At 66.1% G+C, this 14,108-nt stretch carries 15 protein-coding genes and 2 tRNA genes; all 17 read right to left on the bottom strand.

The window, feature by feature from the left end:
* Positions 1-2 precede the first annotated feature (2 nt).
* A complete protein-coding gene (gene nuoL / locus LH62_RS22760) occupies positions 3-1,991 on the bottom strand; it encodes an NADH-quinone oxidoreductase subunit L (protein ID WP_043364438.1) in 1,989 nt (662 codons plus the stop codon).
* Between the two features lie 4 nt (positions 1,992-1,995).
* Positions 1,996-2,322 (bottom strand): NADH-quinone oxidoreductase subunit NuoK, encoded by a 327-nt coding sequence (gene nuoK / locus LH62_RS22765; RefSeq protein ID WP_369796806.1) that lies wholly within the window; start codon positions 2,320-2,322, stop codon positions 1,996-1,998.
* Positions 2,306-2,992, bottom strand: a complete 687-nt coding sequence (locus LH62_RS22770; protein ID WP_043364440.1) for an NADH-quinone oxidoreductase subunit J — start codon at positions 2,990-2,992, stop codon at positions 2,306-2,308. Before LH62_RS22770 ends, nuoK begins: the two co-directional genes overlap by 17 nt.
* A gap of 13 nt (positions 2,993-3,005) precedes the next feature.
* Positions 3,006-3,494 carry an NADH-quinone oxidoreductase subunit NuoI gene (nuoI, locus tag LH62_RS22775; protein ID WP_043336231.1) on the bottom strand — a complete coding sequence of 163 codons (489 nt, stop codon included), beginning with the start codon at positions 3,492-3,494 and terminating at the stop codon, positions 3,006-3,008.
* A 10-nt stretch (positions 3,495-3,504) separates the two neighbouring features.
* Complete coding sequence (gene nuoH / locus LH62_RS22780; RefSeq protein WP_043364441.1) at positions 3,505-4,515, bottom strand: NADH-quinone oxidoreductase subunit NuoH; 1,011 nt, start codon at positions 4,513-4,515, stop codon at positions 3,505-3,507.
* Positions 4,516-4,521: 6 nt separating this feature from the next.
* Positions 4,522-6,528 carry an NADH-quinone oxidoreductase subunit NuoG gene (gene nuoG, locus LH62_RS22785; RefSeq protein WP_043364442.1) on the bottom strand — a complete coding sequence of 669 codons (2,007 nt, stop codon included), beginning with the start codon at positions 6,526-6,528 and terminating at the stop codon, positions 4,522-4,524.
* 6 nt (positions 6,529-6,534) lie between these two features.
* Positions 6,535-7,839 carry an NADH-quinone oxidoreductase subunit NuoF gene (gene nuoF, locus LH62_RS22790; RefSeq protein ID WP_043364443.1) on the bottom strand — a complete coding sequence of 435 codons (1,305 nt, stop codon included), beginning with the start codon at positions 7,837-7,839 and terminating at the stop codon, positions 6,535-6,537.
* Positions 7,840-7,843: 4 nt separating this feature from the next.
* Positions 7,844-8,479: an NAD(P)H-dependent oxidoreductase subunit E gene (locus LH62_RS22795; protein WP_043336219.1), complete on the bottom strand. Its 636-nt coding sequence runs from the start codon at positions 8,477-8,479 to the stop codon at positions 7,844-7,846.
* The gene (locus tag LH62_RS22800) at positions 8,479-9,693 is read right to left on the bottom strand and encodes an NADH-quinone oxidoreductase subunit D (RefSeq protein WP_043366442.1); all 1,215 of its coding nucleotides are present in this window, start codon (positions 9,691-9,693) and stop codon (positions 8,479-8,481) included. Before LH62_RS22800 ends, LH62_RS22795 begins: the two co-directional genes overlap by 1 nt.
* Before the next feature lie 62 nt (positions 9,694-9,755).
* Positions 9,756-10,376 (bottom strand): NADH-quinone oxidoreductase subunit C, encoded by a 621-nt coding sequence (locus tag LH62_RS22805; RefSeq protein WP_043364444.1) that lies wholly within the window; start codon positions 10,374-10,376, stop codon positions 9,756-9,758.
* Positions 10,369-10,926: an NADH-quinone oxidoreductase subunit B family protein gene (locus LH62_RS22810; RefSeq protein ID WP_043336216.1), complete on the bottom strand. Its 558-nt coding sequence runs from the start codon at positions 10,924-10,926 to the stop codon at positions 10,369-10,371. The genes LH62_RS22805 and LH62_RS22810 overlap by 8 nt, the downstream gene beginning before the upstream one ends.
* 28 nt (positions 10,927-10,954) lie before the next feature.
* The gene (locus LH62_RS22815; RefSeq protein ID WP_043364445.1) at positions 10,955-11,323 is read right to left on the bottom strand and encodes an NADH-quinone oxidoreductase subunit A; all 369 of its coding nucleotides are present in this window, start codon (positions 11,321-11,323) and stop codon (positions 10,955-10,957) included.
* Between the two features lie 236 nt (positions 11,324-11,559).
* Positions 11,560-11,636: transfer RNA gene (locus LH62_RS22820), tRNA-Asp, on the bottom strand.
* A 51-nt stretch (positions 11,637-11,687) separates the two neighbouring features.
* Positions 11,688-12,581, bottom strand: a complete 894-nt coding sequence (locus tag LH62_RS28680; RefSeq protein WP_052214839.1) for a tetratricopeptide repeat protein — start codon at positions 12,579-12,581, stop codon at positions 11,688-11,690.
* 52 nt (positions 12,582-12,633) lie between these two features.
* The gene (locus LH62_RS22830) at positions 12,634-13,440 is read right to left on the bottom strand and encodes a hypothetical protein (RefSeq protein WP_236552608.1); all 807 of its coding nucleotides are present in this window, start codon (positions 13,438-13,440) and stop codon (positions 12,634-12,636) included.
* Between the two features lie 100 nt (positions 13,441-13,540).
* Positions 13,541-13,612, bottom strand: a tRNA-Val gene (locus LH62_RS22835).
* A 50-nt stretch (positions 13,613-13,662) separates the two neighbouring features.
* Entirely contained in the window at positions 13,663-13,935 is a 273-nt protein-coding gene (locus LH62_RS22840; protein WP_043364447.1) for an HU family DNA-binding protein, read from the bottom strand.
* Positions 13,936-14,108: the final 173 nt, after the last annotated feature.

Genomic DNA, 14,108 nt, shown 5'->3' on the forward strand with positions numbered 1-14,108 from the left:
TCTCAGCGCCCGATCAGGAAGAGGGTGACGAAGAGGACGAGGCCGATGATCATGGCGAAGGCGTAGTTCGCCACCCGCCCGGTCTGGATGCGGACCGCGCCGCGCGACCCGGCGACGGCGAGGCTCGCCGCTCCATTCGGCATGCCGTCGATGATCCGGGCGTCGCCAGTCTTCCAGAGCCGCATCGCCAGGTTGCGCGCTGGGCGGACGAAGAGGAAGTCGTAGAGCTCGTCGAAGTACCACTTCTTCAGCAGGAAGCCGTAGAGCCCACCCGGGTTCGGCTCGGTCTGCTGCTCGGCGCCCTCCTGCGGGATCAGCGGCAGGCTGCGGACGAGTTGCGGCCGGGCGCTGAACATCTGCGCCAGCCGCGTCGGCAGGCCAGGCATCAGCATGTACATCAGATAGGCCAGCGCGATGCCGCCGATGCCCATGACCGTCGGCGCCAGCGGCACCCATTCGGGCACCTCATGCATCGCATGCATGATGTGGTTGTGCTCGCCGTTGAAGATCGCACCGTGCCAGAAGGCGTGCTCGTGCTCGCCGATGAAGAAGGGCGCGAAGATGGCACCGGCGAGGATGGCACCAGCCGCAAGCACCAGCAGCGGGATCAGCATCACCACCGGGCTCTCATGCACATGCTCCATGGTGTGGTGATCCGCCCGCGGCTTGCCGTGGAATGTGAGGATCAGCAGGCGCCAGGAGTAGAAGGCGGTGAGGAAGGCGGCGAGCATGCCGCAAACAAAGGCATAGATGCCGACGCCGCTATGCGCCGCATACGCCGCCTCAAGGATCGCATCCTTGGAGTAGTAGCCGGCAAAGAAGGGGATGCCCGCCAGCGCCAGGTTGCCGATCCACATCACCGCATAGGTGACCGGGATCTTGGTCCAGATGCCGCCCATCCTGCGGATGTCCTGCTCATCGGACATGGCATGGATCACGCTGCCGGCGCCGAGGAAGAGCAGCGCCTTGAAGAAGGCATGGGTGAAGAGGTGGAAAACTGAGACCTGGTAGGCGCCCACGCCCGCTGCGAAGAACATGTAGCCGAGCTGCGAGCAGGTCGAGTAGGCGATGATGCGCTTGATGTCGTTCTGCACGCAGCCGATCGTTGCAGCGAAGAGCGCGGTCGAGGCGCCGACTACGGTGACGATGGCGAGCGCGATGGGCGCGTACTCCATCACCGGCGACATGCGCGCCATTAGGAAGACGCCGGCCGTCACCATGGTCGCCGCATGGATGAGGGCGGAGACGGGCGTCGGCCCCTCCATCGCATCCGGCAGCCAAGTGTGCAGGCCGAGCTGGGCCGACTTGCCGCAGGCGCCCAGGAAGAGCAGCACGCCGATCAGCTCGATCGAAGGCAGGCCGGCGAAGCGGTCATTCGCATGCGCTGCGACCGAGGAGAAGATCGTGTCGAACTCGATGCTACCGAAGGTAAAGAAGGTCAGCGCCAAGCCAAGCATGAAGAAGACGTCGCCGACGCGATTGACGATGAAGGCCTTCATCGCGGCGCGGTTCGCGCTCTCGCGGTCGTACCAATAGCCGATCAGCAAGTAGGAGGCGAGGCCGACGCCCTCCCAGCCGAAGAAGAGCTGGGCAAGGTTGTCCGCTGTCACCAGCATCAGCATCATGAAGGTGAAGAGGCTGAGATAGGCGAAGAAGCGCGTCGGCGTCGCGTCATGCGACATGTAGCCGACCGAGTAGAGATGGATCAGCGTCGAGATGAAGGTGACCATCGCCACCATCATCACGCTCAGCGTGTCGTAGCGGAGCGCCCAGGAAATCTCGAGCCCGCCGACATCCATCCAGGTCAGCAGCGGCACAGTGGTGGGCTGGCTGTCGAAGGCCACCTGGCCGAAGGCGAGGCTCCCGCAGACGGCGGCAAGCGCCATGCAGATGACTGTCGCCCACTGTGCCGGCTTGTCGCCAAGCCAGCGGCCGAGGAAGCCGCTGAGGCAGGACCCCAGCAGGGGAAAGAAGATCGCGCCGACGAACATGGGTTCAGCCCTTCAGCGTCGAGATACCCTCGACCTCGATGCTGCCGCGGTTGCGGAAGTAGATGACGACGATGGCAAGGCCGATGGCCGCTTCCGCCGCCGCCACGGTGAGGACGAACATGGCGAAGATCTGCCCGTTCAGGTCCTGCAACGAGGCGGAGAAGGCGACGAAGTTGAGGTTCACCGAGAGCAGGATAAGCTCCACGCTCATCAGGATGACGATGACGTTCTTCCGGTTCAGGAAGATGCCGAAGATGCCGAGCACCAGCAGGATGGCGCTGACGGTCAGGTAGTGGGCGAGGCCGATGGTCATCTCAGTGGTGCCCTCCATGCCCGGCACCATGCGTGACCTTCGGCGCCTCGGGCTCAGGCTCCGGCGGGCGGCGGATGCCGAGCGTCGCGATGCCGGCGCCGCTCGGCACCTTCTCCAACAGGACGGAACCGCTGCGATAGACCTGGGAGGCGATGTTCTGCCGCCTCGTGCCCTCGCGCTGGCGGTGCGTCAGCACGATGGCGCCGATCATCGCCACCAGCAGGACGAGGCCCGAGGCCTGAAAGAGATAGACATAGTCCGTATAGAGAATGCGCCCGATCGCCTCGGCATTCGTGACGCCGGTGCCCGGGTTCGGCGCGAGCCGCAGCTCGCTCGCCTGGCTGGAGAAGCCCCAACTCCCGACGACGAAGACCAGCTCGAGGAAGAGGATGCCCCCGATGATCGCGCCGATCGGCGCGTAGCGCTGGAAGCCTTCGCGTAGCCGGGCGAAGTCGATGTCCAGCATCATCACCACGAAGAGGAACAGCACGGCGACCGCGCCGACATAGACGATGACCAGGATCATCGCCAGGAACTCGGCCCCGGCGATGAGGAACAGCGCCGCCGCGTTGAAGAAGGCAAGGATCAGGAAGAGCACGCTGTGGACGGGGTTGCGTGCCGTGACCACCATGACCGCGGAGGCGATCAGGATGGCCGCGAAGAGGTAGAAGGCGAGCGCGGCGATCATCGGGGCTTCCGCTTCAGCGATAGGGGGCGTCGAGTTCAAGCCGCTTGGCCAGCTCCGGCTCCCACCGGTCGCCATTCGCCAGCAGCCGGGCCTTGTCGTACATGAGCTCCTCGCGGGTCTCGACGCTGAACTCGAAATTCGGCCCCTCGACGATGGCATCCACCGGACAGGCTTCCTCGCACATGCCGCAATAGATGCACTTGGTCATGTCGATGTCGTAGCGCGTGGTGCGGCGGCTGCCATCCTCGCGCGGCTCGGCCTCGATGGTGATGGCCAGGGCGGGGCAGACCGCCTCGCAGAGCTTGCAGGCGATGCACCGCTCCTCGCCGTTCGGGTAGCGACGCAGCGCGTGCTCGCCCTTGAAGCGGGGGCTGAGCGGACCCTTCTCATAAGGGTAGTTGATGGTGACCTTTGGCTTGAAGAAGTACTTCAGGGTCAGCGCCATGCCTGAGACCAGCTCGGAGAGCAGGAGGCTACGGGCGGCGCGGTCGAGGCTTGCCATGTGGGTATCCTTAGGCCGGGAGCCAGCCGGCGAGCTTCAGCACCGCCGCCGTCAGCACCAGCCAGACCAGGCTGAAAGGCAGGAAGACCTTCCAGCCCAGCCGCATCAGCTGGTCGTAGCGGTAGCGCGGAAAGGTCGCCCGCACCCAGATGAAGACGAAAAGCAGCAGTGCGATCTTCAGCGCGAACCAGACGAAGCCCGGGACCCAGGTGAAGGGCGCCATATGCATCGGCGGATGCCAACCCCCCAGGAACAAGATGGTGGTCAGCGCCGACATCAGGATCATGTTCGCGTATTCGCCGAGGAAGAACAGCGCGAAGGACATGCTGCTGTATTCGACGAAGAAGCCGGCCACCAGCTCGCTTTCGCCCTCCGGCAGATCGAAGGGCGCGCGGTTGGTCTCGGCCAGCGCGCTGATGAAGAAGATGATGAACATCGGGAAGAGTGGGATGAAGAACCACACCCGCTCCTGTGCCCGCACCACCTCGGTGAGGTTCAGCGATCCGACGCAGAGCAGCACGGTGACGATGACGAAGCCGATGGAGACCTCGTAGCTCACCATCTGCGCCGCCGAGCGCAGCGCGCCGAGGAAGGCGTATTTCGAGTTGCTGGCCCAACCGGCGATGATGACGCCGTAGACGCCGAGCGAGCTGACCGCGAAGAGATAGAGGATGCCGACATTGATGTCGGCGATCGCCCAGCCGTCCTGCACCGGGATCACCGCCCAGGCAATCATCGCCAGCATGAAGAGCAGGATCGGCGCCAGAATGAAGAGGAAGCGATTGGCCCCGGATGGGACGATCGTCTCCTTCATCAGCATCTTCAGCGCATCGGCGAAGGGTTGCAGCAGGCCGAAGGGGCCGACCACATTCGGCCCGCGGCGCAGCTGCATCGCCGCCAGCACCTTCCGCTCGGCGAGCGTCAGGTAGGCGACGGCGATCAGCACCGGCACCAGCAGCGCCAGCGTCTGCGCCACGGTTATGGCGAGGATGCCGATGGGCGAGGCGAGGAAACCATCCATGCCCGCTTACTCCGCCGCCTGGGGCAGGTAGGTTCGCGCGCATTCCGCCATGGTGGCGGAAGCGCGGCTGATCACATCCGCCTGCCAATAGTTGTGTATCGAGGAGGCGAAGGCTGACTCGGCGACGCCACCGGCATCGCCCGCCGGCCCGGCAAGGTCGGTGCAACCATGCGGCACGAAGCCCGGTCCGCCGAAGACCGGATTGGCTTCGACAAGCCGCGCCCGCACGCCGTCCGGTGAGTCATAGGGCAGACGGATGCTGAGCACCTCGCTCGCGGCGCGCAGGATCTTCCAATCCTCCCGCGCCTCGCCCGGCGGGTAGACGGCCAGTCGCCCACGCTGCACCCGGCCTTCGGTGTTGACCCAGGTCGCATCTTTCTCGGTATAGGCCGCGCTGGGGAGGATGACGTCCGCCCGCGCTGCGCCGGCCTCGCCGTGATGGCCCTGATAGATGACGAAGGCACTCTCCGGCACCGCCGCCGGGACCTCGGCGCCGAGCAGCCACAGCGCCTCAACATCCGCCGGAATGCCGGTGGTGAAGCCGAGGTCGAGCGGCGCCACCTGGCCACCGAACTGGTGCAGCAGGTTGAAGCCGTGCCAGTCGGCCTGGAGCATGCCGTTCTGCGCCGCGACCTGCCAGGCCGCGGCGAGCACCGCCGCGCCGTCCGGCCGCGCCAGCGCGCCGCGGCCGAGGATCAGCATGGGCCGCTTCGCCGCCCGCAGCACCTCGTTGAAGCGATGCTGGCCGCCGACCAGGGCAGAGAGGGTCGCACCCCCCTCCCCCAGCCAGTCCTGCGCATAGGTCAGGTCCAGTCCGCGCGGACCGATGAAGCCGACCGGAATGCCGCCCGTCGCCACCCGCTTGCGGATGCGGGCATTGATCACGGGTGCCTCTAGCCGCGGGTTGCTGCCGATGATCAGCAGCGCATCTGCCTCCTCGATCCCGGCGATGCCGGTGTTGAAGGTGTAGAAGTCGCGCCGCGAAGCATCGATCGCGGCGCCATCGGTCCGGCATTCGAGGTGGTTGCTGCCGAGTGCCGCCATCAGGTCGCGCAGGGCGACGGTCGCCTCGGCATCCGCCAGCTCGCCGGCGACGGCACCGATCTTCCGCCCCTTGATGCCGGCCGCGATGGCGGTGAAGGCCTCGGCCCAGCTTGCCGGCTTCAGCTTGCCGTTCTGCCGTACCCAAGGCCGGTCCAGCCGGCGGCGCTTCAGTCCGTCGAAGGCGAAGCGGCCGCGATCGGCCATCCATTCCTCGTTCACGTCGTCATTGGTGCGCGGCAGGATGCGGAGCACCTCGCCGGCGCGGGCATCGACCCGGATATTGGTGCCGGTCGCGTCCAGCACGTCCACGCTGTCCGTCTTCCGCAGCTCCCAAGGCCGGCTGACATAGGCATAGGGACGCGAGGTCAGCGCGCCGACCGGGCAGATGTCGATCAGGTTGCCGCTGAGCTCGGTGGTCAGCGCCTTCTCGACATAGGTGCCGATTTCCATGTTCTCGCCGCGATTCGTCGCGCCGAGTTCCGGCACGCCGGCAACCTCGGTGGCGAAACGGACGCAGCGGGTGCATTGGATGCACCGGTTCATGATCGTCTTGACCAGCGGGCCGAGATACTTGTCCTTCACCGCGCGCTTCTCTTCGCGGTAGCGGCTGGCATCGCCGCCGAAGGCCACAGCCTGGTCCTGCAGGTCGCACTCGCCACCCTGATCGCAGATCGGGCAGTCCAGCGGGTGGTTGATCAGCAGGAATTCCATGACGCCGCGGCGGCCGTTGCGGACCATCGGGCTGTCGGTGAAGACCTTCATGCCGTCCGCGACCGGATAGGCGCAGGAAGCGATGGGCTTCGGCGCCTTCTCGACCTCGACCAGGCACATCCGGCAGTTGCCGGCAACGCTCAGCCGTTCATGATAACAGAAGCGCGGGATTTCCTTGCCCGCTGCCTCACAGGCCTGGAGGACGGAGACGCCGTTCGGCACCTCCACCTCGATCCCGTCGACGGTGACCTTCGCCATCGGTGCCTACTCCGCCGCCAGCGCCATCGGCGCGGCCTTGCCCGCCTTGTAGGCGGCAATACGCTCTTCCATCATCGGCCGGAAGTGCCGGATCAACCCCTGCACCGGCCAAACGCCGCCATCGGCGAGCGCGCAGATCGTGTGCCCCTCGATCTGGCGCGTCACCTGCTCCAGCACGTCGATCTCCGCCACCTCGGCGCGGCCCTCGACCATGCGGTCCATCATGCGCTTCACCCAGCCCATGCCCTCGCGGCAGGGGGTGCACTGGCCGCAGCTCTCATGCTTGTAGAAGGTCGAGAGCCGGGCGATCGCCTTGATGAGGTCGGTGGACTTGTCCATCACGATCACACCCGCCGTGCCGAGGCCGGTCTTGTGCTCGCGCAGCGCGTCGAAATCCATCAGCACGTCGTCGCAGACGGCCTTAGGAATCATCGGCGTCGAGCTGCCGCCCGGGATGACGGCCAGCAGGTTGTCCCAGCCGCCGCGCACGCCGCCAGCATGCCGCTCGATGAGTTCCCGCAGCGGGATGCTCATCTCCTCCTCCACATTGCAGGGCTTGTTCACATGGCCCTGGATGCAGAAGATCTTGGTACCGCTGTTCTTCGGCCGGCCGAACCCGGCAAACCACGGCGCCCCGCGGCGAAGGATCGTCGGCACCACGGCGATGGTCTCGACATTGTTCACCGTCGAGGGGCAGCCATAAAGCCCAACGGCTGCCGGAAATGGCGGCTTCAGCCGCGGCATCCCCTTTTTGCCCTCGAGACTCTCGATGAGCGCCGTCTCCTCGCCGCAGATATAGGCGCCGGCGCCGCGATGGACGTAGAGGTCGAAATCCCAACCGGCGCCGCAAGCATTCGGCCCGAGCAGACCTGCCGCATAGGCTTCGTCGATCGCTGCCTGCAGGACGAGATGCTCGTTATAATACTCGCCGCGGACATAGATGTAGCCAGTATGCGCACCCATGGCGACGCCGGCGATCAGGCAGCCCTCGATCAGCGTATGCGGATCGTGGCGCAGGATATCCCGGTCCTTGCAGGTGCCGGGCTCGGACTCATCGGCATTCACCACGAGGTAGTGCGGCCGGTCGCCCGGCTGCTTCGGCATGAAGGACCATTTGAGGCCGGTCGGGAATCCCGCCCCACCCCGCCCCCGGAGGCCGGAATTCTTCACCTCCTCGATGATCCAATCGCGCCCCTTCTCGATGAGCGCCTTGGTGCCGTCCCATTGGCCACGTTTGCGGGCGGCCGGAAGGCGCCAGTCCTGCAACCCGTACAGGTTGGTGAAAATGCGGTCCTTGTCGCTCAGCGCCATGGCGTCATTCCCCCGGCACGTCCAGCAGCGTCTGCGGCCCGCCCTCCGGCGCGCTCGTCTGGCGGCCGATGACGGAGCCGGGCGCCGGCCGCTCGCCGCGCCGCAGCGCCTCGATCAGCCTGACCGTGCTCTCGTAATCCATGTCTTCGTAGTAGTCGTCATCGACCTGCAGGATCGGCGCGTTTACGCAGCCGCCGAGGCATTCCACCTCGGACAGGGTGAACATCTTGTCCTCGCTGGTCTGGCCCCAGCCGCCGAGCTTGCCGGCGTCACGGCAGGCGCGAGACACCTCGTCCGACCCGCGCAGCCAACAGGGTGTCGTGGCGCAAACCTGGAGGTGATGCTTCCCGATCGGCTTCATGTTGAACATGAAATAGAAAGTGGCGACCTCGTAGACGCGAATGGGCGCCATGCCGAGCCGCTCCGCCACCGCATCCATGCCCTTGTTCGGCACCCAGGCGCTGCCGGTGCTGCGCTTCATCTGCCGCTGCACGACGTAGAGCAGCGGGATGACGGCGCTCGCCTGCTTGCCGGGCGGGTAGCGTTTCACGATGGTCTCGATGGCCTTCAAGCTTTCCTCGTCGAAGGAGAAGCTTTCGGGTTGTGGGAACTCGGTGGCAGTGGAGAGTTCGGCGTCCATCAGCGATCGATCTCCCCGAAGACGATGTCGAGCGAACCGATGATCGCCACCGCATCGGCCAGCATGTGCCCCTTGGAGAGCACTTCCATGGCCTGCAGATGGGCGAAGCCCGGTGCCCGGACCTTGCAGCGATAGGGCTTGTTGGTGCCGTCGGCGACCAGGTACATGCCGAATTCACCCTTCGGCGCCTCGGTCACGGTGTAGGTCGCGCCTTCCGGTACATGGAAGCCCTCGGTGTAGAGCTTGAAGTGATGGATCAGCGATTCCATCGACCGTTTCATCTCGCCGCGCTTCGGCGGGACGATTTTGTTGTCGAGGATCTTGATCGGCCCCGGCTTCAGGCGCCCGAGGCACTGCTTCACCATGCTGAGGCTCTGCCGCATTTCCATCATACGGATGAGATAGCGGTCGTAGCAGTCGCCCTGGCGGCCGACCGGGATCTCGAAATCGAGCTGGTCGTAGATCTCGTAGGGCTGCGACTTGCGCAGGTCCCAGGGCACGCCGGAGGCGCGCAGGCAGGGACCCGAGAAGCCCCACTCCATCGCCATCTCGGCCGTCATGATGCCGATATCGACGGTGCGCTGCTTGAAGATGCGGTTGTTGGTCAGCAGTCCCTCGAGATCGTCGAGGAATTTCGGAAACTGGTCGCACCAGCCAGCGATCCGGTCCGTCAGCCCCGCCGGCAAGTCGCGCGAGACACCGCCTGGGCGGAAGTAGTTGACGTGGTAGTGGCTGCCGCCCGCCGCCTCGTAGAATTCCAGCAGGTGCTCGCGCTGCTCGAAACCCCAGAGCGCCGGCGTGATGGCGCCGCAGTCGAGCGCATAGGTGGTGACGTTCAGCAGGTGGTTCAGGATGCGCGTCAGCTCGGCGAACATGGTGCGGATGACGCGGGCGCGCTCCGGCACCTCATTGTCGATATGCAGCAGCCGCTCCACCGCAAGCACCCAGCTGTGCTCCATGCACATCGGGCTTACGTAATCCAGGCGGTCCATATAGGGCATCGCCTGGAGATAGGTCTTGTACTCGATCAGCTTCTCGGTGCCGCGATGCAGCAGCCCGATATGCGGATCGGCACGCTCCACCATCTCACCTTTCATCTCGAGGATGAGGCGGAGCACGCCATGCGCCGCCGGGTGCTGCGGGCCGAAATTGATCGTGTGGCTGTCGACCTCGACCGTCCTCGCCTCGTTGGAGAGGCCGGTCGCGGACGACATGCTGGCCGGATCGGCGGCGGAGGTCAGCGGCCCCGCCTCCGAGGCCATGGCGGAACTGCCGCTCATGCCTTGCCTCCCTCGATGCGGTTGAGATGGACCTTCTCGTCGCCGGGCAGCGTGGTCATGCCTTCCCAGGGCGAGAGGAAATCGAAATTGCGCCAGTCCTGCTGGAGCTTCACCGGCTCATAGACCACCTGCTTGCGCTCCTCGTCCCAGCGAACCTCGACATGGCCGGTAAGCGGGAAATCCTTGCGCAGCGGATGGCCCTCGAAGCCGTAGTCGGTCAGCAGCCGGCGGAGATCGGTCTGGCCCTCGAAGACGACGCCGTACATGTCCCAGGCCTCGCGCTCGTACCAAGTGGCACAGGGCCAGACGGAAGCGATGCTCGGCACCGGCGTCGCCGCATCGGTAGCGACAACGACGCGGATGCGGCGGTTCTGCGTAAGGCTGAGCAGGTTGTAGACCACCTCGAAGCGGAGCGGCCGATTCGGCCAGTCCGTCCCGCAGAGATCCATGAGCTGCTCGAAATGGAACTCGTCACGCAGGCGGCGCATGGCCGCGACCAACCCCTCACGCGGCAGGGTCAGCACTAGCTCGGCACCGCGCTCGATGGTGGTGCGGCTGCCGGGCAGCGCGGCCTGCACGGTCTCACCGAGCTCGGCCAGGATTGCGTTCTCAACCACGAAGGATCGTCCCCGAGCGCCGGATCTTCTTCTGCAGCTGCAGGATGCCGTAGATCAGCCCCTCGGCCGTCGGCGGGCAGCCGGGCACATAGACATCGACCGGCACGATCCGGTCGCAGCCCCGCACCACGCTGTAGCTGTAGTGGTAGTAACCGCCGCCATTGGCACAGCTGCCCATGCTGATGACCCAGCGCGGTTCGCTCATCTGGTCGTAAACCTTACGCAGCGCGGGGGCCATCTTGTTGGTCAGCGTGCCGGCGACGATCATCACGTCCGACTGCCGCGGCGAGCCACGCGGGATGATGCCGAGCCGGTCGAGGTCGTAGCGAGCCATGTAGGCGTGGATCATCGGCACCGCGCAGCAGGCCAAGCCGAAGGTCATCGGCCAGAGGCTACCGGTGCGGGCCCAATTCACCACCTTGTCGAGGTTGGCGACGACGAAGCCCTTATCCTCGATCTCGCCGGTGATGCCCTTCACCACGGCATCCTGCGCCGCGCCAGGCGCCAAGTGATCGCGGTTCCAGGCGATGGTGTCCGTGTTCTCGTTCATGCGGGTCTCCGGTGGGGACGGCATGCCGTCACTCCCAGTCCAGCGCGCCCTTGCGCCATTCGTAGACAAAGCCGACCGTCAAGACGCCAAGGAAGGCAACCATTGACAGGAAGCCGAACCAGCCGATGCCACCCAGCGCCACCGCCCAGGGGAAGAGGAAGGCCACTTCCAGGTCGAAGATGATGAAGAGGATGGCCACCAGGTAGAAGCGGACATCGAAGCGACGACGCGTGTCGTCGAAAGGCTCGAAGCCGCATTCGTAGGCGGAAAGCTTCTCCGGGTTCGGCTTCTGCCGCGCGACGAGGAGGCTGCCGCCCACCATGGCGACGGCAATGGCCGCCGCGATGGCCAGGAAAACCAGGATCGGAAAATAATCGGCCAGCAGCGGCTGGGTCATGTTTGCTCCGCCCACAGACGCGCCGGGGCAGCCTTTCGAGGTCAGGATCGAGGCTCGGTCCCGCCTTGCCGCAGCGCAGCGCGGCCGGACATTAGCCCTGCCCCGCCCGCTCCGCCATAGGGGGAACGCTGTCTTCTCGACCAGATTTGGCTACGGCGCCCCGGAACGAAAAGGGGCCTAAATGCGGCAACGGCGCCGCCCTGTGAGGAGCGACGCCGTCGTTGCAATCAGTCGCGTGGCGCGAGTGACGGGGCTCGAACCCGCGACCTCCGGCGTGACAGGCCGGCGCTCTAACCAACTGAGCTACACCCGCCCGCGACAGGAGGCGGGGTGTATGGCCCCTCGCCTCCCGTGTCAAGCTCCCTCAGTACATGATCACCGTTACCGGCGGCGGGGCCAGCGCGGCCGCCAGCGCGACCGAGGCCCATAGGTCCCAGGTCTGCTGCGCCTGCATCGCCAGACGCCGCTGGTAGTCGCGCTCGGCGCGCTCCGCCTGCTCGATCTGTTGTAGCCAGCGCCGCGATTCGGCATCGCTGCGGCTGGCCGCGAGCGAAAGCCAGCTTTTTGCCTCGCCGAGATCCTGACCCATTTCCTCGAGCCCGGTCATGTAGAGGCGGCCGACTGCCTTCTGCGCCGGCAGGAATCCGTTCTGCGCAGCTCGGCGCATCCATTGCAGCGCCTCGTAAGGCCGGCGGGAAACGCCCTCGCCGCGGAAATACATCAGGCCGAGATTGTATTGGCTTTCGGGGACGCCACGCTCGGCCGCTTGGGAGAACCAGCGGGCTGCCTCCGCCATGTCGCGCGGGACACCCCTCCCTTCGAGGAAGAGGAAGCCGAGATTATGCGCCGCCTGGGCCACGCCGCCCTGTGCCGCACCGGTGTAAAGCTGGATGGCCCTTGCCCGACCGCCCGGTGCCGCTCCCTGCTCGACCAGTCGCCCGAGCCGGAACATGGCGAAGGGCATGCCGGCATTGGCCGCGACCTCATACTGCCGCACCGCCTGCCCGGCGCTGCGCGGCAGGCCACCACCGCCGAACTCCGCAGCCTGTCCGAGTCGATAGGCCGCGCCTGCGTCACCGCCGGCGGCCGCTGCGCGCAGTTCGGCAACCGACTCGCCGCGATAAAGGTCTGGATCAGCCTGGCGCTGCAGCCGTTCATCCTCGCCGACGACGAGGGTCTGCGCCTCGCGCGGCTGTACGCGGCAGCCAGCTTCGTCGCAGACCTGGACGGCAGGGCCGAAGCCACTGCGGCTGCCCATGCGCGGTTGACACCCGGCGAGCAGCAACGCGAGGGCAGCAAGCCCTGCCGCGCTAGCGGGAGCGCAGCGCACCGCCACCGGTCCCCAGCCCGCCCCGCACATCCTGCGCCCGGTAGTTGCGCACGGCGACGACCAGCTTGTTGTAGGCATCGACGAAGGCGGCGACCGTTGCCTGGCCAGCCGGCGTTCGCTGGTAGCCGCCGAGCACGCCGCCTGCCGTTGCCCCGAAGCCGCCAACCAGCGCGCCGAAATTCGTCGCCGTCGAGGAGCCTTCGGAGGCCGCCACCTGCACGCCGCTCCGCATGTCGAAGACGGAGAGCGTGACCGAGGTCGCCGAGGTGGACATCGCCGCGCCCGCGAGGCCGAGCGCCACGCCGCCCCATCCGCCGACGCCACCACCAAGGCCACCGAGATTCTGGTTGGAGAAGAGAATCGCCGGTTCGATGAAGAGGTCGGCCGCAACGCGCTGGCCGCGCTGCATGTTGGAACCGGCGCGGAATTCGCCGCTGTTGCGCATGTCGCCGATCATGCCCCGCATCCGGCTCTCAAGCCGGTTGTTGCCCATGGCCGTGATGACGAAGCAATTGGACTGCTGCACGACGAGGCGCACCATCGGCTCGATCGTGGTGATCTGTGTCCGGGCGGCGAAGGGCCCCCACCAGCTCTGCTCGCGGCCGTCATCGATGGCAACAGTGCCGAGCGGCTCCGCACAGCGCTGCAGATTGGAGGCGGCGCCGACGCTGGTGCCGCCGCCTGCGGAGCCGGTCACCGGGCCGCTGGCGCCGCCCTGCTCGACGCACCCGCCGAGCGCAATCGCCGCACAGGCCATGAAACCGATAGTGAGAACACTCTGCCGCAAGCGAACCTCCGCCGGGATGACGCCAACCTGGATTGGACGTTTTTACCGCGGAATTCTAGCCGAACGGTGAATGTAATAAAACTCACGCCCGGGTGGAGAATGGGCGCTGACGGGATCGAACCGCCGACCACCTGTGTGTAAGACAGGCGCTCTACCGCTGAGCTAAGCGCCCCAGGAGCAGGCTCCCATCGAAGCCTGCCCGATCTGCTCTTGAGCCGAGACTCAGTTCAACGCGTCCTTCAGTCCCTTGCCAGCCTTGAAGCGCACGGTGGTGCTGGCAGGAATTTTGATCTCCTCGCCGGTACGCGGGTTGCGGCCCGTGCCGGCCTTGCGCTTGGAAATGGAGAAGGTCCCAAAGCCCACCAGCCGCACGTCCGTCTGCTTCGTCAGGGACTGAGCGATGGCGTCAAAAACCGCATCCAGGACATCGCCCGCCTTGGCCTTGGGGAGATCACCGACCTCGGCTACGATCGAGATGAGATCCTGCTTGTTCATATACCAACCCCCCTGCAAGGCGGCATGCCTTTGCCGGCCTGGACGATTCCGGCCGCAACTCGGCGGGACTGTAGGGGGCTCGATTCTGACGCGTCAATCAAAGCGTGCAAGGCGCAGGGCCGAACCCGCCGTTTTCCGCGCTTCGTGGCGGCGATGGCGCGGGAGGCGAGGTG

The organism is Belnapia sp. F-4-1 (assembly GCF_000802185.1).
Classification (GTDB): Bacteria; Pseudomonadota; Alphaproteobacteria; order Acetobacterales; family Acetobacteraceae; genus Belnapia.